Source organism: Carboxylicivirga longa, from assembly GCF_050589825.1.
GTDB lineage: Bacteria > Bacteroidota > Bacteroidia > Bacteroidales > Marinilabiliaceae > Carboxylicivirga > Carboxylicivirga longa.
In genome coordinates this window covers 248,677-268,528 of the sequence record NZ_JBNGOZ010000004.1, presented here as the reverse complement: position 1 = coordinate 268,528, position 19,852 = coordinate 248,677, and the positions used below count along the sequence as shown (strand labels likewise).

At 42.8% G+C, this 19,852-nt stretch carries 19 protein-coding genes; 5 read left to right on the top strand and 14 right to left on the bottom strand.

The annotated features are described in order from the left end of the window. Window positions 1-48: 48 nt before the first annotated feature. Complete coding sequence (locus ACRD7A_RS05430) at window positions 49-4,071, top strand: SUMF1/EgtB/PvdO family nonheme iron enzyme (protein WP_430810117.1); 4,023 nt, start codon at window positions 49-51, stop codon at window positions 4,069-4,071. Between the two features lie 430 nt (window positions 4,072-4,501). On the opposite strand, the gene ACRD7A_RS05425 is transcribed toward ACRD7A_RS05430, so the two are convergent. From ACRD7A_RS05425 to nusB, 9 genes are all read right to left on the bottom strand, one after another. Further along, window positions 4,502-4,747 carry a transposase domain-containing protein gene (locus tag ACRD7A_RS05425; RefSeq protein ID WP_430810134.1) on the bottom strand — a complete coding sequence of 82 codons (246 nt, stop codon included), beginning with the start codon at window positions 4,745-4,747 and terminating at the stop codon, window positions 4,502-4,504. A 560-nt stretch (window positions 4,748-5,307) separates the two neighbouring features. After that, on the bottom strand, window positions 5,308-5,496 hold the full coding sequence (gene tnpB / locus ACRD7A_RS05420) for an IS66 family insertion sequence element accessory protein TnpB (RefSeq protein WP_430810116.1): 189 nt from the start codon (window positions 5,494-5,496) through the stop codon (window positions 5,308-5,310). 231 nt (window positions 5,497-5,727) lie between these two features. Beyond that, entirely contained in the window at window positions 5,728-6,453 is a 726-nt protein-coding gene (locus ACRD7A_RS05415; protein ID WP_430810115.1) for a hypothetical protein, read from the bottom strand. Window positions 6,454-6,585: 132 nt separating this feature from the next. After that, entirely contained in the window at window positions 6,586-7,008 is a 423-nt protein-coding gene (locus tag ACRD7A_RS05410) for a DUF5606 family protein (RefSeq protein ID WP_430810114.1), read from the bottom strand. Between the two features lie 147 nt (window positions 7,009-7,155). Continuing rightward, complete coding sequence (gene coaE / locus ACRD7A_RS05405) at window positions 7,156-7,731, bottom strand: dephospho-CoA kinase (RefSeq protein ID WP_430810113.1); 576 nt, start codon at window positions 7,729-7,731, stop codon at window positions 7,156-7,158. A gap of 3 nt (window positions 7,732-7,734) precedes the next feature. Beyond that, window positions 7,735-8,745: a YbbR-like domain-containing protein gene (locus ACRD7A_RS05400; protein ID WP_430810112.1), complete on the bottom strand. Its 1,011-nt coding sequence runs from the start codon at window positions 8,743-8,745 to the stop codon at window positions 7,735-7,737. A 69-nt stretch (window positions 8,746-8,814) separates the two neighbouring features. Then, a complete protein-coding gene (yajC, locus tag ACRD7A_RS05395; RefSeq protein ID WP_430810111.1) occupies window positions 8,815-9,141 on the bottom strand; it encodes a preprotein translocase subunit YajC in 327 nt (108 codons plus the stop codon). An 11-nt stretch (window positions 9,142-9,152) separates the two neighbouring features. Next, complete coding sequence (locus tag ACRD7A_RS05390) at window positions 9,153-9,557, bottom strand: DUF1573 domain-containing protein (protein WP_430810110.1); 405 nt, start codon at window positions 9,555-9,557, stop codon at window positions 9,153-9,155. Further along, window positions 9,558-10,460 (bottom strand): transcription antitermination factor NusB, encoded by a 903-nt coding sequence (gene nusB, locus ACRD7A_RS05385; protein ID WP_430810109.1) that lies wholly within the window; start codon window positions 10,458-10,460, stop codon window positions 9,558-9,560. It abuts the gene before it with no gap. A 594-nt stretch (window positions 10,461-11,054) separates the two neighbouring features. Here nusB and ACRD7A_RS05380 point away from each other — a divergent pair. After that, a complete protein-coding gene (locus ACRD7A_RS05380; protein ID WP_430810108.1) occupies window positions 11,055-11,411 on the top strand; it encodes a DUF3276 family protein in 357 nt (118 codons plus the stop codon). Between the two features lie 51 nt (window positions 11,412-11,462). Here ACRD7A_RS05380 and ACRD7A_RS05375 read toward each other — a convergent pair whose 3' ends face one another. Beyond that, on the bottom strand, window positions 11,463-11,759 hold the full coding sequence (locus tag ACRD7A_RS05375) for a thiamine-binding protein (RefSeq protein WP_430810107.1): 297 nt from the start codon (window positions 11,757-11,759) through the stop codon (window positions 11,463-11,465). Window positions 11,760-11,936: 177 nt separating this feature from the next. Between ACRD7A_RS05375 and feoB the strand changes: the two genes are divergently transcribed. Together feoB and ACRD7A_RS05365 are read left to right on the top strand one after the other, a co-directional pair. Then, complete coding sequence (gene feoB, locus ACRD7A_RS05370) at window positions 11,937-14,438, top strand: ferrous iron transport protein B (protein ID WP_430810106.1); 2,502 nt, start codon at window positions 11,937-11,939, stop codon at window positions 14,436-14,438. Between the two features lie 94 nt (window positions 14,439-14,532). Beyond that, window positions 14,533-14,724: a hypothetical protein gene (locus ACRD7A_RS05365; RefSeq protein WP_430810105.1), complete on the top strand. Its 192-nt coding sequence runs from the start codon at window positions 14,533-14,535 to the stop codon at window positions 14,722-14,724. 58 nt (window positions 14,725-14,782) lie between these two features. Here ACRD7A_RS05365 and ACRD7A_RS05360 read toward each other — a convergent pair whose 3' ends face one another. Genes ACRD7A_RS05360 through ACRD7A_RS05350 form a run of 3 tightly spaced genes read right to left on the bottom strand, consistent with a single transcriptional unit; the run spans window position 14,783 to window position 18,039 of the window. Beyond that, window positions 14,783-16,240: an aminoacyl-histidine dipeptidase gene (locus ACRD7A_RS05360; protein ID WP_430810104.1), complete on the bottom strand. Its 1,458-nt coding sequence runs from the start codon at window positions 16,238-16,240 to the stop codon at window positions 14,783-14,785. Between the two features lie 23 nt (window positions 16,241-16,263). After that, a complete protein-coding gene (locus tag ACRD7A_RS05355; RefSeq protein ID WP_430810103.1) occupies window positions 16,264-17,154 on the bottom strand; it encodes a transglutaminase-like domain-containing protein in 891 nt (296 codons plus the stop codon). 9 nt (window positions 17,155-17,163) lie between these two features. After that, window positions 17,164-18,039 (bottom strand): nucleoside phosphorylase, encoded by an 876-nt coding sequence (locus ACRD7A_RS05350; protein ID WP_430810102.1) that lies wholly within the window; start codon window positions 18,037-18,039, stop codon window positions 17,164-17,166. Window positions 18,040-18,440: 401 nt separating this feature from the next. Between ACRD7A_RS05350 and ACRD7A_RS05345 the strand changes: the two genes are divergently transcribed. Further along, on the top strand, window positions 18,441-18,896 hold the full coding sequence (locus tag ACRD7A_RS05345) for a DUF4293 domain-containing protein (protein ID WP_430810101.1): 456 nt from the start codon (window positions 18,441-18,443) through the stop codon (window positions 18,894-18,896). Window positions 18,897-18,984: 88 nt separating this feature from the next. Here the strand turns inward: ACRD7A_RS05345 and ACRD7A_RS05340 are convergent, their stop codons facing one another. Beyond that, window positions 18,985-19,848, bottom strand: a complete 864-nt coding sequence (locus ACRD7A_RS05340) for a DUF4249 domain-containing protein (protein ID WP_430810100.1) — start codon at window positions 19,846-19,848, stop codon at window positions 18,985-18,987. Between the last annotated feature and the right edge of the window lie 4 nt (window positions 19,849-19,852).

Genomic DNA, 19,852 nt, shown 5'->3' with positions numbered 1-19,852 from the left:
AAATCAGCATAAACTAATAACGTATTTAGCTTAAAAGAAAACATAACAATGAAAAAATCTTTACTTTGCAAACAGCTTATTCTTCTGCTGGGAGTAACCATGGCTTACCAAGGAGCCTTGGCCACACCTGCGGGAAAAATTTATAAGCAGGCAGATACCTTTACATCAACGGTTATGCAGGTTAAGAGCAAGGTCAATACGGCTTTGAGCAAGCACGATTTTCCTCTAACCACCGGAGTTTTCCGAAAAAATGATAAAGCAGAAACCATATCTGTGGATGTATCCCAACTGGATGAATTGGTTTTAATTTCGTCGGATGCCAATGATGGGAGCTGGAACGATCACAGCGCCTGGGCAAATGCCAGATTAATCACCAAAGCAGGCGAAACAGTTTGGTTGGATGAGTTGGACCTGAAAAAGGCCTATGCGCAGTTTGGAGGTATCAGAGTCAACAAAAATAAAAGAAACTCCCCAATCAGTATTGGTGGTAAACAATACGATCATGGTATTTATGCTCATGGTAATGGTGAGTTAATTATTACACTGGGTAAAAAATACAAAAGCTTCGAAGCCGAAGTTGGTATTGATAGTCAGGGAAACAACAACTCATCTGTAGCTTTTAAGGTTCAAAACCTTTCAACCTCAAGAGTCAATAAGCTGATTGAAAGAGATTTTCCACTGGAAATGCGCTATTTCATCAGCAATGCTCAAACCAATATAGATAACTGGTTAAGCACAAATGACGGAAGTGTTGAAAGAACAGCTGTGGAAAGCTTGATCAATAAACTGGAAAAAACTGAGTATTTCCGGAGTTTGATGAATGAAGTTGCTAAACAGCCAAAAGAGAAACAAGCAGAGGATTATTTATTGCTTTTTAACCGTGTTTTAAAAATTTATTTACTGCAAAACGATATTCAGTGGGTTAAACCGGAGTCTATTGAATTAGCGGTAGAGAATATGAAATCTAATAAAGCATTTGATGCTGCTCAGTACCTGCCCTTAGTAAATAAAATCAAAACTCTTCTTCCGGGAGCTAAAAAAGGTATTTATTCCGAAGATGCTAAAGCCATTGCTGATGCTGAAAAAATATTAGCTCTGCAAAAGCAGATTTTGTTAGCCAATCCATTACTTGACATGGACAAAATCCTGGTTGTCAAACACAACCTAAAAGGCAATGCCCGCTCAACCATGGGGCCTGGTATTGGAACCCAAAGCAATAACTGGTCGGGTCACAGCTCGATGAGAAGAACGGGTTTTAATTGCGAAATTGCTGAGCTTAGCAACCTGCGCGGTGAGGTGGCTTGCAAAACCCTATATAAACCAAGCAATGGTTCACCTGTAACTGATATGCAGGCACACTGGGATGGCAATCGCGTGTTATTTACAGCCGTGAGTGATAAAGACACCTGGCAACTGTTCGAAATGAAAACAGATGGTTCGGGTTTACATCAGGTGACCTTATCTGAAGAGGAAGATCTGAACTTCTTTGACGGGACTTATTTGCCAAACGGCAAAGTCATGGCCGTATCTAATATTGGCTATCATGGCGTACCTTGTGTTAGCGGAGCTGATATTGTTGGTAACATTTGTTTGTACGACCCGGAAACACATGATTTACGTCGTTTAAACTTCGGTCAGGATAATGACTGGGATCCGATTGTGATGAACAACGGACGTGTGATGTATTTACGTTGGGAATATACGGATAATACGCACTATTTCTCGCGTATCATGATGCACATGAATCCAGACGGAACGAATAAAAAAGAACTCTACGGAAGTGGTTCCTACTGGCCAAACAGCATGTTCGATGCGCAGCCTCTGCCAGGCAAAGACAATAACCAGTTTGTTGCTATTGTATCCGGTCACCACGGAGTTGCCCGCTCAGGCCGTTTGGTGTTGTTCGATCCTAAAAAAGGACGAAAGGAGGCACAAGGCGTAATGCAAGAGATTCCATACCGCCATAAAGAAGTGATTCCTGAAATCAAAGATCATTTGGTTGATGGTGTATGGCCGCAGTTTATGAAGCCTCGTGCATTGAGCAATGAGTTCTTTTTAGTGACTGCTAAAATGTCTCCTGAATCGTTGTGGGGCCTTTATTTAGTAGATATTTACGATAACATGACCCCTATCGCCCTATTTGAAGGTGAAGGTATAACAGAAGCAACCATCGCACAAAAACAAGCTACTCCTCCTGTAATTCCTGAAAAAGTAAATGTTGAAGATACTGAGTCAACCATTTACATTCAGGATATTTATGAAGGATTAGGAACCAAAGGAGTGCCACATGGTACCATTAAAGAATTGCGCATCATCGCGTATGAATTTGCCTATATTAAATCCCCATCTGGCCACATGGAGCACGGTATTCAAAGCGGATGGGACATAAAGCGAATCCTTGGGACCGTTCCTGTTGAAGAAGACGGATCGGCAATCTTTAAAGTGCCGGCCAACATGCCTATCACCATTCAACCATTGGATGCCGAAGGTGCAGCAGTTCAATTGATGCGCAGCTGGCTAACCGGAATGCCGGGTGAAGTAGTGTCGTGTGTGGGATGTCACGAAAACCAGAATACTATTGCAAAACCTAAGTTTACTATCGCATCGAGAATGCAGCCTCGCGATCTGACACCTCCGGCTGATGGCGTGAGAGCGATTACCTTCGAATACGAAGTACAACCAATTTTGAATAAACGTTGTATTTCTTGTCACGACGGAAGTAACAAGTTGCCTAATTTCAAAGACAACTCTCCTGATAAAGTCACTAATTTTGGTAAGAGTTACCTGGCATTTCATCCATATATTAATCGTCAGGGACCTGAGGCTGATATCCATGTGATGAAACCTATGGAATACCATGCCAACACCAGCGATTTGATTCAAATGCTTAAAAAAGGCCACTATAATGTGGAATTAAGTGACGATGAATGGCGCACATTATATAGGTGGATTGACTGCAATGCGCCATACAGTGGTGTATTCAAAGCAAACAAATACTGTGGATACAATCAGATTGATCGCCGCCAAGAGTTAATGGAAAAATACAATAATGTAAAAGTTGACTGGAAAGGCGAATTGCATGCCTACATTGATAAGCTGAATAATAAAGGAAAAGTCGAGACAATTGTTCCAGAGGCGGTTAAAACAGTTCAACATAAAAATATAAAAACACGCAACTGGCCGTTTACAGCCAATGAAGCTCAATCTTACCAAAATGAAGCAGGTGAAAAAGTAAAGGAAATTGAAGTTGCACCTGGCATCAAAATGCGTTTGGTGCGTATACCTGAAGGTTCGTTTGTTATGGGTTCTGAAAACGGGGACTTGGATGAGTATCCGCGCACAAAGGTTAAGGTGAAGAAAGCATTTTGGATGGGGGAATTCGAGGTAACCAATGAGCAGTACAAAGCATTGGAACCAGAACACGACAGCCGGTTTATCGCTCAATTTTGGAAGGACCATGTGAACCCAGGTTATCCAGCCAATAAGCCAAAACAACCTGTTATTCGCGTGAGCTGGGATGAAGCAATGGCTTACTGCGAAAAACTGAGTGAGCAGCTGGGTGTTAAAGTAAGCTTGCCAACTGAAGCTCAGTGGGAATGGGCGGCTCGAGCCGGAAGTGATAATGATTTCTGGTATGGTGATACCAATACCGACTTTGCGCCATATGCGAATTTAGCCGACCAACAATTAGCTGACATGGCCGTTATTGGTGTTAATCCCAAACCAATGGCAGCAAATTATTATTTGCGCCCTTATTTTGACTTTATTCCACGTTCAAAAACCGTTGACGATGGCCATATGCTAGGCGCAAAGGTCGGTCAATATAAAGCTAATCCATGGGGCTTGTATGATATGATCGGTAATGTATCTGAATGGACACGCTCTGATTATCTTTCATATCCATACAAAGAAAATGACGGACGCAATTCAGGAGCAACAAACAATGATAAGGTTGTTCGCGGCGGTTCATGGAGAGACCGTCCTGAAAAAGCCTCTTCATCGTGCAGAAAAGCATACAAAAACTGGCAAAAAGTTTACAATGTTGGTTTCCGTATTGTGATTGAAGATTAACCTTTAAAGAACTTTGGAAGAAAAAGCTTCCAGCACATTTAGAGGGTGAGGAAATGGTGTACTATTTAAATGCACCTTTCCATCACCCTCTTTTTTATTCCGAAATCACAAACCGCAAAATAAATGCTGTCTAACATTAATAATTGTTGTAGAACAATTAATATGGAAGCAGAAAAAATGAAGCCCGAATTATGCATTATAATATTGAAACCGAGGACCTAAATATTCGACTTCCGCAATAACCCCATCGAGCCATAACCTTCATTTTGCATTTAAGGCTATCTTCAGTTCCTTCTTGTTCGCGTGATACAAACTCCATGCACTTAATACAAAGTAATAAACATTTAGAGTGTAAAGGTCTCCGGGTGGCCCTACGCAAAAAAACACCCCATCAAGTTGATCTCTCAATTTGATGGTGTTTTTTATCTTTTTATTGCGCCCACCTATCGGGTAGCAAGTTACACATCTGCTCGTTGCTCATCCTTGGGAATTCAGCCAGGCGCTGTATTACATCCTTGAAATAGGAAAATGTATTTACATCATTCAATCTGCATGAAATAGCCAGAGAATATAGTGCAGCAGTTCTCACGGTTACGGCATTGGAACCACAGAAGAGAGAATTACGACGACTGATGCTTATGTAGCGCATTGGTCGTTCAATAATATTATTGTCCAGGTCGCACCTGGCAATACTTCATTAAACTTTTAAGCGGCAATAGTGCCATAATATAAAAGTTCCCTTGCCTTCTTTATATTTTTAGGCAAGTTTGGGTTAATTCCGAACTTGTCAAAAAAACAAATTCAATTGTAAGGCATTGTTGTTTATTGTTTTGATATCAGTCATTGAAAATGATCTTCTTTGTTCTTTGGGTATGGTTCAACCAATGGAAGATCTTGGCAAGATTGATGGCTGTAGCGAAGCGCTAAAGTGAAAATCCAATTTATTTTCGCATCTGGCTTGGCAATCATTTAAGCCTGTATGCTGTTTTCCATCACGGTAAAGAAATTCAATTTGGAAGCGGCTTTGATAAAACCTCAGGATATCAGAAGCATTCATATTGATATCTGTTGAGAAATACAGTTTATAAATCTGCTTACCCTTTGGGTTGCAATAAAGAGCATGCACAACTTTTATGCTTCGCTTTAAGGATATAGAATACACAATGGCACTATGTATTACAGCCTGCTTATCTTCTGACACAAGCTCAAAGTGCTTTAAGTCTATATTATTGGTTATCAACCTTGCCATCGTAATACCTTGATAGATTTACGTGTCCTGCCAATGAATACATAACTATCACCACTTAGCGCATCCATATTACCTGCTGTTTTTACCAAATGATAGAGCGAGTGGATTCCTTTACGCATATCTACAGCTTCGTTGTAAAAGAAGAAGCGCGTATTATCAGTAAAATTAAAAATCATAATGCATCCTTTTTTATTACAAAAATCAGATACAAAACTTCAACCTTTTACCATAAGATGCTATACGTTATTGTGGAGACGCTTACATTACACATTTCCAAATCTTTGTATCTGTCGAAGGACAACAAACAGAATCAGATCACTTCATATTATATGCACCATTAGACTAAAGACGGATACCCAGCACTTAACGCGAAAGGCATCCATAGCCACAGGAATTTTTAACTCATATCAAATCACCACATCATGGTGTCGAGCAGCACCATCGCCACCCCATAACTTCTCAATATCACGGGTGTCGAACTGCCAGCTGAGCGAGATGTGAAACATTCGGGTTTTGCCGTAGCGTGAGTAATCATTTAAAGGATTGTCGCCTTTTTTATAATCCGTATTTAAGAAATCATCGAGGTAATACTTAAACTTAAGATTGAGACCACGGGGAAACTGAATACCGGCAAATACTGAAGGTACAAAACGGTTGGTACGGTCGCTGAACCACTCCGAGGTCTTGTGCTTATCGCCATCTACCCAATATTTATATTTGTAGTGAAAGAGTAATTCGTACTCGGCACCACCGTAGAGGTAAAAATGATCGCGAAAAGAGCCCAGCTTAAGAGCCAGGGGTAGCCCGAGTGCATAGGCACGGTGCTTCTCTTTGTCCACTCCTAAATCCAGGGCATCATCTTCGGTGATAAAACCGATATTGCGCAGCGCCAGTCCTGAATAAAATCCCAGGGAATTCCCCAGGTCGATGTGCACATACTGCCCCAGGTGCAAAAAAACAGAGAAACGCAGGTTATCACTCACATTTTCCATGGAACCACCCCCAATGGGTGTCTGTTCAGTATCGCTCCAGGCAAAAATCATTTCTCCACTACTTACAGTGTAAACGTCAGTCTGTGCATTAACAACTAGCGTAAACAACGTAAAAGCGGCTAATAATAGTATTTTTCTCATCAGCTTGGTTTTATGGCTACTGCAACAATGCAGAAAGCCTATCTAATATACACAATGCCGATAACTTATGCCCCTATTATGCAAAAAAAGGTGCCCCAACAGGACACCTTCTTACATGATTTAATATAAATATTATTCTTCACTTGCCTCGACTTCTACTTCTTCCTCAACGGCATTGGGATCAAACATATCCTTCTCCATCAGTAAGTTATACCAGCCCAGCACTTTTTTAATATCCGATACATACACACGGTCTTTATCGTACAAAGGCAACACCTCTTCAAAATAGGTTTTAAGCTCGGCGCCGCTGCTCTTGGGCGAGATAGCCATACCACCGTTCTCTTTTTCGTGAATGGCCTTAAACACATCAAACAGCTTCACATCCTCATCCTCGGTATATATCGATATATCTTCAAGAGCACTGATACGTGATGTTGCATAAGCAGGCATTTTCTTACCATCAATCAAAGACTCCACGATGATTGAATTCTTGGCCTGAGACACCAATTTAAACAATCCTCTTTGTCCCGAAATTGCTAATATTCCTTTCAACATATTCTTGTATTTAATATTCGCTGCAAAAATAAAATTAAAGACGTTTACACCAAACTTTTATGAGGCAATATTAATGCAATCTGCGAATTGGCATTATAATTACATCTTAACAGTTAGTAGGTGTATCCAGCATCTGCAGGCACAGCTCTATAGCTGTTTCAGTATAGCCAGTACTTGTGGAATAACCAGATGCCGTCCATCGCACTGCAGCACAAAATCAGCCAGATCAGCCTTTTGTTTATCGCTCCACTGATTACTGATGCGTGCCTCTACTTGATGGGGTGCCAATCCATCGCGCTTCACCACACGCTGTATGCGCATATCCTGCGGCGCAGTAACCAACAGGGTGGCATCGAAGGCCGTATGGCCGCCACTCTCAAACAGAATGGCTGCCTCCTGAAATACCAGATCGCTAGCTGCATTCCTCCTGCACCAGGCCTCAAAATGGGCACGTACAGCGGGATGGACAATGCTATTAAGCTGCTGTAGCAAGTCCCGGTTATTAAAGACCTGACGCGCCACATAGGATCGGTTATAGCCCGACTCAGTATAAGCCTCAGCCCCCAATAATGACACAATTTTATCCTTCAGCGCCACATCTTCATTAATTAACCGTTTGGCCTCAAAGTCGGCCTCGTAAACAGGATAGCCCAAAAAACGGATAAGCCTAACCACGGTTGATTTACCGCTTCCTATACCACCAGTAATCCCTATTTTCTTCATCCCTTATTTCTTTTCCAATAAATACTCCACAAAAACCGGCCGAAAGCTCATATTCTGTATATCCTCGGGTGCCCTCTGTACACGCACTTTCAGGCGCCGTGGCAAATCATCGAAGCGGATGGACGCAAAATCGATCGTGGCAGCAAAATCGTTTACCTGAAATAAGGGGCGGGTCAAACCAATATGATACGACACCTCTATCGCTGGGGGAAAAGTCTTTAGATCCACACTGTCAGGCAAATTCAGCGATTTTATGGGTACATTAATACGCGCCTCGGTATAGGGCTCTACCGGAAGGGTCACTACTACCCTTCTTTTGCTCAGCTCCAGTGAGGGATTAACATCCAATTGCACATTGCGCACAATGGTATCTGATAAGTTTTCGAAAAACAAAGGCCGTGTTGGGATATACGATAGCGTATCCAGCACATCACCGGCACCTGCCACCATTACTGAGTCGGGTGACACCTTAATGGATCCGGACAACTGACACTGACGCTCGAAGGAATAATCAGCTACCACTTTAACAGGTAGTTTTTTTCTTTCCTTAGCAATGAGCGGTATAAATAAAGTATCAGGCATAATGGCTTCCAGCTCTACACCTACCGCCAACTTACCTTCTATGAGCTTAAAATAATCGATTGAATTAAGGTAGGCACCATCCACCCCGTCGACATTCACCCGACTGAGAGCAGATATATCGATAGCGGTGGCCGTAAATTGCTGTCGCAGGTGATAGGGTAATATCTTAAACCCCCCGCCCCGTATCCGAAGATGCAGGTCACGTTTGAGGCTACCCTTTACAATTTCGTCTTCGCCGACATTCACAAAGCGCACCGGGTAACTCACCTCTGTAGTGTAATCGTCCTTTCGCAATGCATTTAACACCCAAAAGCAGGCCGATAAAAGTAAAAAGACCAGAAAGATAAGCGCGTTTCTATCTTCGCGTAACTCCCGGGTCTTTTTAGTAATAAATTGAATGTATTTTTTTAGCAATGCTTGTATGTTATCCATGGTTTAACGATCAGAATAATACAAAAGTAATTAATCTTTAGCAGAAAACACGGAAACCAGCAAGCCCTCTTACTTATTGGCAGCTACATCAGTCATATCCATAACAATGGCTGACTTATCCATTTTCACCTTTACACCGTCAGCAATCTCCACCGTTACAAACTGATCTTTCACTTCGGCTACCTTTCCGTAGATACCGCCTGTAGTAATCACTTTATCACCTTTTTTGAGGGCCTCGCGATATTTACGCAACTCTTTCTGACGCTTCATCTGCGGCCTTATCATAAAGAAATAGAATACAATGATGATGAGCACAAAAGGTGCAAATTGCATAATAGGATTAGCTCCTTCGGCAGCCTGAGGTAACAGGCTCAATAGTACGTTTGAAAAACTCATAATTTATTTTATTAATTTCTGTTTATACTTGCCCAAACCAACAATTCATGCCGCTTAACCGAGTCGTTAGCCATTACCACCACCTGTTTCACCTGTCTGCCTTGCCAGCCTTTGGTATCAAACAACACCTCTACATAGCCGGTATCGGCAGGGTCGATGGGTGCTTTGGTAAAGAACGCATCGGTACATCCGCACTGATGACTCACTTCCTGAATGGTAACCGGGTAATCTCCCTCGTTAACCACCCTGAATCGATGAGCCACAACATCACCGTGCCTGAGCGTTCCAAAATTATAAGATAATTCGGTAAAACGAAGCTTTCCTGAGCCTATTTTCTCCTTTTGCCTTTTCTTGCCCAATATACAGGCACTACAAGATAGGGCTAAAAAAAGGATAAGCAGGTGATGACTTTTCATTTAACGGGTTACTTTGCCGGGCTTGTTTATTTTTTTCTCTTCGATGAGGTGCCCGATAATCTTATCAAGCACACCGTTGATAAAGGTACCACTCTTGCTGGTAGAATAATACTTGGCAATTTCGATGTATTCGTTCAGGGTAACATTAACCGGAATACTACTAAACTCCATAATCTCGGCCAAGGCAACCTGCATCAATACCAGGTCAAGATAGGCTACGCGATCAAAATCCCAGTTTTTGGTAAACTGCTTTATCAGCTCCATGTTATCTTTCTGGTTCACCAGTGTTTTGCGGCACAGACGCTGCACAAAGTCACGATCTTCATCATCTTTGAACTCGGGCAGCAATGCCTCATCGGCACCATTAGCCTCCTGAAAACCCTTAATTGTTTTAACGGCCATGGAAATTACAAATTCCACCTCATCGTTCCAATATACACTCTGCTCCTCAAAGATGGCATACAAGCTTTCAAATGGTGCAATTACCTTCTCGAGCAACTTAGCAATAAAACGTTTGTCTGCCTCATAATCACCTGCATCGGTCTTCATGTATTCAACAAACATTTCCGATTCGCTTATAACGTTATAGAGGCTCTTAATGGTTTCGGGATGATTTACCCAAGGCGTACCGTTTTTAGTATTATAGGCCATTAACGCTTCATTGCCAGCTAGCTGTAATAAAAAGGCATTATCTACAAAGCGTAAATTGGGATTTAAATCATCTTCTGAAGGACGTCTCTTTTGCTTGCGAAGTTCAATTCTGTTTTCCGCAAAATTCTTCAGCTCCAATAGCAATAGCAAAAATGAATGATACATCTCATGAGCCTTAGCTATGCTGTGAAATAACTCATTTTCTGTCTGTTGTATCGACACCTCACCCTTTTGATGATGTGCATAAGTCATTTGCACAACTTTAACTCTTAACAATCTTCTACTTAACATCCCTATCGAACTTTTTAACTGTATTTTAAATGCAAAAGTAGCTTTTTTTTTATTTGCATCAAGCGCTTTTATCAAGTCTTGCTTAAATGAATGTCAAGCTTTGTTAAAAGGTAATAAGAGTCCCACCAATCCCATGCCGGATCTTACTTTTTTTTAGCCCTTAATTTTCAATCAGTAATGAACCCGAGACTCTGTTACACTCCATTCCCTTGGCTCTGCAAGCGAAAACTCAGGAGAGCACTAATTGGGTTACCCTTTAGCATTTTAAAAAGAAAAGAAAGAAGTGCTTAAAAGCTATTATAGCGTAACATAGTTAGGATAAAAGTAATTAATAAGCATGATCATTACTGGCAGATCAGCTAAGTGATAAAGATGGACAATTATATTAAACAACTGATGCTGGTGCTCTTAAGCATAGCATTTAAACGTTAGCGCTCGAACGTTCTGTATATTTGTTTGAAAAACATAAAAAAATTGTAAAAAATTTATTGGTTAATAAATAAATAATTGTCATTTTTGAGCACACAAGCTGTTTCCAAAACAATAAAGAAAAAAATGGAAGGATTCGAGAAAAATGAAGGCTTTGAAAAAAGGGATCGCGAAGAAATTTTTTCAAAGGCCATTAGAGCAGGAAAAAGAACCTACTTTTTCGACGTGAAAGCAACGCGTAAAAATGATTATTACCTGACCATTACGGAAAGTAAAAAACATTACGATGAAGAAGGTAATTATCGTTTTGAAAAACATAAAGTATTTCTATACAAAGAAGACTTTGATAAGTTTATTGACGGTCTTCAGGAAACGGTGGATTTCATCAAAGAAAAGCGAATGGATGAAGATGCAAAGGAGCCTCAGGAAGCCGTTAGCACCAAGGAATATACCAATGTAGAATTTGAAGATTTACAGGAATAAGTCGGTAATACCATTGGGGATCGAAAAGGTTGCTAAATAGCAACCTTTTTTTTATCTGTATTTACCAACTTTATCTTCGATACTCACATCTCCATCAGCCTTCGACTGAATTTTAAGATTACAGATCAGGCTATCAGCGCCACTTCCATAGCAAGCCTCCTGCACCTGCTCAACCAACTGCATTACATCGGCATAAGGTCCCTCCACCACTGTTTCAAATGGACATACCTCATGCTTTAATCCCGAGCGGGCAATAATATCAATGGCTGCATCCACAAGATGATAAGCATCATGTTCTGTCGAACTGGGCAATACTTGTACTGCCACGTTAACTATTCTATTCTTCATTTAGCTTAATAATATTGATTAGTATTTTTCCGGTGGGCTAACCTAGTAAAAAGATATCATTGACGGAATAATTTTTAAAACAAAATACAAAATCACTACTTTTAGGTATTGTAGCATCAAGCATGCAAGCGTACATTTGCATATTTAAAAATTGGGATCAATCAATTCGAGCGTTTCATGAATTTATCAGAATTAAGCAACGGGGATGAAGGTGTAATTGTAAAGGTGAAGGGACACGGTGCTTTTCGCAAGCGCATTACTGAGATGGGTTTTATTAAAGGTAAGAAAGTGACCGTTGTTAAAAATGCACCGCTGAAGGATCCCATTGAGTACAAAATAATGGATTATACTGTGTCGCTTCGTCGCAGTGAGGCTCGCTTAATTGAAGTAGTAACAATTGAAGAGGCCAAGAACATAGCACCCGGTAATTACCAAGGTACCATCTCTGAAGATATTCTGAAGCAAACGGCCAACAAGAAACACCGCAGCATTAATATTGTACTGGTGGGTAATCCCAATTGCGGCAAAACCACCCTTTTTAACTACGCCAGTGGAGCCCGTGAGCATGTGGGCAATTACAGCGGGGTTACGGTAGACTCCAAGGCTGCTAGTTTTAGCCACAAGGGCTATACCTTTAATATTATTGATCTGCCGGGCACCTACAGCATGTCGGCCTACTCACCCGAAGAGACCTATGTGCGCGAATACATCACTAAGGAATCACCTGATATAGTAGTGAACGTGCTGGATGCTTCTAATCTGGAACGCAACCTGTACCTAACCACTCAACTCATTGACCTGGATATAAAAGTAGTAGTGGCGCTTAATATGTACGATGAGCTGGCCCGACGGGGCGACCGCCTTGACCATGAGCAGCTGGGCGGCATGCTGGGCATTCCCTTTATTCCTACCGTTAGCTCACGTGGCAAAGGTATTACGCAGCTTTTTGACAAGCTAATTGATGTGTATGAAGACCGCGACCCCATTGTCCGCCATATTCATGTGAACTACGGCGAACCCCTGGAGTCGGCCATTGCCACCCTGGATAAGCGCTTTGCTCAGATTGGAAACATTGCCAATCGCATATCACCGCGGTACCTGGCCATTAAAATACTGGAGAAAGACAAGCAGCTATATGAGCACATGAACGCGCACAGCGAACTATTTGCTCCGGTGATTGAAGTGGCCGAAGACTTGACAACTAAAATTGAAAAACAGTGCCTGGAAGACTCTGAATCATTATTTACCGATGCGCGATATGGCTTTGTGGCCGGCGCCTTAAAAGAGACATTTAAGGAAAACCCACGCACACGACGCCGACGAACCGACAGCATTGATGCCATCATCACACACCGCCTTTTTGGTTTTCCCATTTTTATATTTTTTATGTGGTTCATGTTTCAGGCCACGTTTACATTGGGCGAGTATCCGATGAACTGGATTGAAGCTGGCGTTGGCTTTCTTGCCGATTTCGTAAGCAACATTATGCCCGATGGCTCCTTCAAACACCTGCTGGTGGATGGTGTTATTGGCGGTGTGGGTGGTGTTATCGTCTTCCTACCCAATATCCTCATCCTGTTTTTCTTTATATCATTTATGGAGGATACGGGCTATATGGCACGAGCCGCCTTTATTATGGATAAGCTAATGCACAAGATGGGATTGCATGGCAAATCCTTTATCCCGCTGGTGATGGGCTTTGGCTGTAACGTACCCGCGGTGATGGCTACACGTACCATCGAAAACAGAAATAACCGACTGCTGACAATGCTCATCAATCCTTTTATGTCGTGCAGTGCCCGCTTGCCGGTGTACATCCTGATTATTGGCGCCATCTTTCCCGAACAAGCCGGTACCATGTTGTTCCTGATCTATGGCATCGGTATACTACTGGCAGTATTAATTGCCCGCCTCTTTAAGCGGCTGCTCTTTAAGCACGACGAGGTACCCTTTGTGATGGAGCTGCCCCCTTATCGCCTGCCTACATTAAAAAATACCATACGCCACATGTGGCATAAGGGAGCCGAATACCTGAAGAAAATGGGGGGTATTATATTGGTTGCCTCCATCATTATCTGGTTCTTAAGTTATTTCCCCCAGGAAGTGGATTATAGTCAGGATTTTGATGCACAGATAGAACAGCTGCATGCCGATTATTCTCCCCTGATCGATAAAGCAGTTGGCAAAAGCAGGCAAGAACTGGAACAGGGTCTGCTGCATAAAACCGACTCTATCACTTTACTTATGAGAGGTGAGCACCAAAGCAATACCTATATCGGGCGCCTGGGTAAATCCATTGAGCCCGTGATAGCTCCCTTGGGCTTCGACTGGAAGATGGGTGTCAGCCTGATAACAGGCATCGCGGCCAAAGAGATTGTGATCAGCACTATGGCTGTGATTTATCACTCGGAAGATGAAGCCGAGGACTCACAGGCTCTGATTTCAAGAATACGCAATGAGAAATATGCTGATGGGCGACCCGTATTTAACAAGGTAACGGCCTTTGGCTTTATGCTCTTTATCCTGATCTACTTTCCCTGTGTGGCGGTAATTGCAGCCATACGCAAAGAAGCCGGTTCGTGGAAATGGGCACTGTTTACCATCTTCTACACAACCGGGCTGGCCTGGGTGCTGGCCTTTGCAGTGAACCAGGTTGGCAGTGTATTGTTAGGTATGTAACGAGTAGAATTAGAGATAGTAGTGACAGCAAATTGTTGGCAAGGTATGAATAACCTTCGCGCTATTACTGCTAATGCAGATTCAGATTGAAATTATGATACAGGATATACTGACATACAGCGTGGTGGCCTGGGCCGTCTATCATGTGATTCGTTTCTTTTTTCGCCTGGTGAAACCCGGAAGGGGTCAATCACCCTGCGCATCGGGCACCTGTGCCTGCTCGGCCAAATCAGATTTGTTTAATGCCGTAAAAGCGGGCAAATACCCAACTCTGCTTGATAAATAGCAACTCATCGGATGACAATTGGAGTAGTGCAAATCGTCATCCAATGAGTAAAGCAGTCCTATTCTTCGGGTATATTATCCAGCACATCAAGCAAGTGCTTCCAGAATTTATCCACCGTTTCAATATTGATACGTTCATCGGGCGAATGCGCTCCTTTAATGGTAGGGCCAAAGGAAATCATGTCCATATCAGGATATTTCTCCAGGAAAAGTCCACACTCAAGACCCGCATGGATGGCCCGCACAACTGGGTCGGTATTGAATAAGCGCTTATAAGAATCACGCGTTATCTGTAATATCTCTGACTGCGTATTGGGTGCCCATCCCGGATATCCATCACTATGCTTCACCTCGGCACCCGCCAGCGTAAAGAGTGCCATCATCATATTGGCCAAATCTTCACGCGCACTCTCCACCGAGCTGCGCTGACTGGTGGTCACCATAACATGATCATCCATCATCTTAACAGCGGCCAGATTGGTAGAGGTCTCTACCAGTCCATCAATGTCACGACTCATCTCCATCACGCCATGGGGGCAAGCATACAGGGCATTGAGCAGACCTTTTTGCGCCTCAGCATCCATCACGTAAGACGGAGCATCCACCGACTCCAGCTTCATGCGCAGTGCCGGCTCTGTGACTTTCAGCTCCATCTGCACATCATGAAAAAGCATATTAAAGGCCACCCGCACCTGCTCTTTATAAGCAGATGGAACCACGGCAATAGCGAAGGCTTCCCGCGCTATGGCATTGCGCAGATTTCCACCATCAAAGGCTGCCAGGCGCAGATCGTAACGACGGCTTGCATCCCACAGGAAGCGGTTAATGATTTTGTTGGCATTGCCCAGCCCTTTGTGAATATCATCTCCTGAATGTCCTCCTTTTAGACCCGATACGCTTACCTTGAAAGCGAAAGAAGAAGCCGCCGGAGCCTCTTTAGCAAAGGGAAACTTTGCCAAAGTATCGATACCGCCAGCACAACCGATAAAAAGCTCACCATCGTCTTCCGAATCCAGGTTGAGCAGGATGCGCGACTTAAAAAAGCCCTCTTTAAGCTCAAAGGCACCCGTTAGTCCCGTTTCTTCATCCACCGTAAAAAGACACTCAATGGGCCCGTGGGCAATATCATTGGCAGCCAATAAAGCCAATTGAGCAGCCACACCAATGCCATCATCAGCTCCCAGCGTAGTTCCATCAGCTTTTACCCATTCGCCATCGATAATGGGCGTGATGGGATCCTTATCAAAGTCATGTTTCTTATCGCTGTTTTTCTCACATACCATATCGATATGCGACTGCAAAACAACAGGCTTAACCTTTTCCTTACCGGGAGTAGCTGCTTTGGATATCAATACATTACCAATGTGATCTTTTTGCGCTTCCAGGCCATGTTCTTCGGCAAATTGAAGCAGAAAGGCGATTATCTTCTCTTCTTTTTTTGAGGGACGGGGCACTGTACAAATGGCCTCGAACTGAGACCAAAGCGCCTGCGGCTGTAAGCCTGATAAATTGCTCATTATCTATTCAATACTTTAAAATACTACAATAAACCCTGTTCATAATCACTAAACAAAGCCAATAATTTTTGGATCTCCTGCTTTTTGGTTTCTTCACCATGGCTATCATAAGCCACACTCAGGTTATTAAGCATACGCCTAATAATTGTTATATTATTGCAAGGTAAAAAATATTCTTCTTTGGGCTGAAGTTTTTGCTGCTTTATAAAATATTCAATTTCCTTACGCCCCAGCACAGCACCCTTATTAATAGGATTAATATAGAACAGCACTGCAGATCGGTCCTTGGGTACTTCACCCCTATCCACAGCGGCTTCATCGAGATAGGCCAAAACAAAATTCTTGGGAAGATTAACCCCAAATACCGGCATGCCCAGCTCGCGGCATAAGATGGAATAAATGATTGAAACCGATAGAGGATTGCCCTTTTGACTAGCAAGCACCTCGTTAATATAGTTATTCTCAGGTGCAAGATACTTACTAGTATTACGCGAGAACTTATGGTTATGAAACAGCACATGGTTGACAACCCTCACTTTCTCAAGGGCGGTTAAATGTTCGTTCATTTCCAGCCATATATCCTTGCGCAGCTCGGACAGCTGTTCTTTTAATTGCACCAGGCTTACTTCGGGGTACTGGTATTTACAAACCAGGAAGGAACCATACAACAAATCGTGCGTGGGCGATTTCAGCCATTGCATAAGACCGGTAAAAACATCTTTAAGTTGGATAGAGTGGATGATATTCTCAATACGCTGCTGAAACACATCGTCCAAGGAGCCTTCCCAGGCCTTTTCAAGCTCCGGTATAATCTCCACCGGCGATTTTAGCAAGGCGTCCTCTACCGAAGCATACACCTCATCATTGGGATCGTCAAGCAAACTGATCAAGGCCTTTATCCGTTCTCTATCCATATTTCCTCATTACTTGGTCAATCCTTTTAATACGTGCTGAATCAGCTCTTTCATGCCCGGTTTATAATCCACACTGGCCTCACCTGCCAGTCGGTTGGCAATAATGACACACACGGTGGCCGCATTGTGTCCTAACAGAGCAGAGAGGCCGTATATGGCTGAGCATTCCATCTCGTAGTTGGTAACACGGTAATCCTGATAACGGAAATCCGATATTTTTTGGTTAATGTGCTTATCCGCCAGATCGAGCCGTAACTCACGCCCCTGAGGGCCATAAAAACCGGGTGCCGAAATGGTGACACCACGCACTACCTTACCGCCATCCAGCCTATGGAGTAAAGCAGGAGCTGCTTCCATCACATAAGGAGCCGTGAGTAAGGGATTCCAGTCTAGCGCCTTAACAAAGGCTTTTTCAAAATCCAAATCAGCTACCTCGTTACGACGGGCGTAGAAGTTAAGGAGTCCATCGAAACCAATAGATTTTTCACTTAACAGCCACGACTCAACGGGAATGTCCTTTTGCAATGCACCGGAAGTACCAATGCGTACAAAATTCAATTGAGTATGCTCTTTCTTTACAGTACGAGTATCAAAGTCAACATTAACCAGCGCATCCAATTCATTTACCACAATGTCGATATTATCGGTTCCAATACCAGTGGCTACAACCGTTATCCGTTTGCCATTGAGCGCACCCGTGCAGGTTACAAACTCACGGTTGGCTTTCTTTAACTCTATGGTATCAAAAAATGAACTAACCAGTTCCACGCGTCCGGGGTCGCCTACCAATATAATGTTGTCTGCAATTTCACCCGGCTTTAGGTGCAAGTGAAAAATGCTGCCGTCCGGGTTTATAATTAATTCAGATGCTTCAATTTTTCTCATAAAAATTAAATTTTGTGTTAAATTAACCATTTTTTGATTTAAAACATTCGATAGCGCCTGTTTTTAGCCCACCCAAAGGAAAAGTTATTAACAAATGAAAGAAAGATTTTGTTACGAAACACTCCCTTTTAAAATATATATGCAGCATTACCACAGTAGATAAACGAAGTACGGCAGAGAGTTAAACAACACCATCCGCTTCTCCTCTATCTTGCACTCCTCCTTTATACGGCGGAGAGGACCCCAGCTTCTTGGTCACATGAACTTTAGGAGAGCTAGCAGCAGATAGAGAGATCTAATAAGGTTTAGATGTCTTTATCCTGAATCGTGTATTTCAGTGGGCGTATGTGCACAGAAATATGTAAATTCGCATTTCGAAAAACGAACCAAAACAAAGCATCATGATACAACGTATTCAAACGATTTATCTTTTATTAAGCGGACTGCTGATGGCGAGTCTGTTCTTTTTGCCCTTTGCACATATCGAAACCGAGGCTAAGGAAATCTATAATTTTATTTATCGTGGACTGGAAAATAGCGGGGGCGAGATGCTGGTACCTACACTGGCACTGGCGATTCTGCTCACGGTGGCCACCATCATTTCTTTCCTCACTATCCTCATGTACAAAAACCGGGTATTACAAATACGTTTGTGCGGCATAAATATGGCCTTGCTGCTTGGCTCAACGGGGATGATATACTACCTGGGCACGCAGTTAATCGATGAAGTAAGCGGGGTAATGAGCTACAAACTTACTACAGCCTTTCCGCTGGTGGCATTAATTCTCACTTTTATGGCCTTACGTGCCATCGCAAAGGATATTGCTTTGCTCAAATCCATGGATCGCATTCGGTAGAAAAAAAGACCATTCATAAGTGTGCGGCTGTCTCAGATATGGGGCAGCCGCCTTTGTTTTTGAGTAAGCAGGTAATCAGCCCAACACGCTATTGATGTACCAGAAAGCGTTGGGTGGCTAAACCTGTCCAGCGACCAATTCCACCTTGAATATTGGTAGGCGTTTGCTGATCAACAAAGGTAAAAGGACTGCCCTGACTCAAATGATCAATGTAAATACCGTTGAGTACCCGGTAAGTTTCAGCATCAATCTGCGAAATTTTAAGCACAACCGTATCCGATATGGCAAACTCATCGGGCAAAATATTACGGTCAGTATCCATATGATGAATATTGAGCGGGTCGGCCTGTTCACTTCTTTTGACCATTAGCAAATGCTCTTTCCCATTAAAAAGGTGGTCGTTGAGCAAGGGATTTCCCGAGGGATGAAAACGCGTGTCGTAATGCCTTGTATATATCTGCGAATAGTAGTAGTTCTTACTTAAGGCATCATCCCTAATAATTGCATATAAGATTTGACTGGTATCGGACACAGACTGCATAAACACCTCATCAACAAGCGGCAGGGCAGGGATGGTTGTGACCCCTGTAAGCACTTTACCACGAGCCTCTACTTTAAGCGTGTAGGTCTCTCCCACTTGGCCCTTCATCTTAATGGTTTTATACACAAAAGGCGGAAAAAAATCAGCGCAATGGCTTAATGTCAGCACCTCACTTTCCCCTATACTGTTGCGGATGCTGACACGGGCATAATTCACAAAGGTATTGCGTATGGATGCCGAATCATACTCGGTCATAAAAGGCGAACTCATGGTCAGCAACACCTGCGCCAACTCACCATTTTCAATCCACCCATCTACCACAAGTTTGGTTTCGTAAGGCATGGGCTCCAGCACTATATCTTTGCTGCATGAGACACTGAAAATTAAAAAAAACAGTAATAAAATGCGCATATCA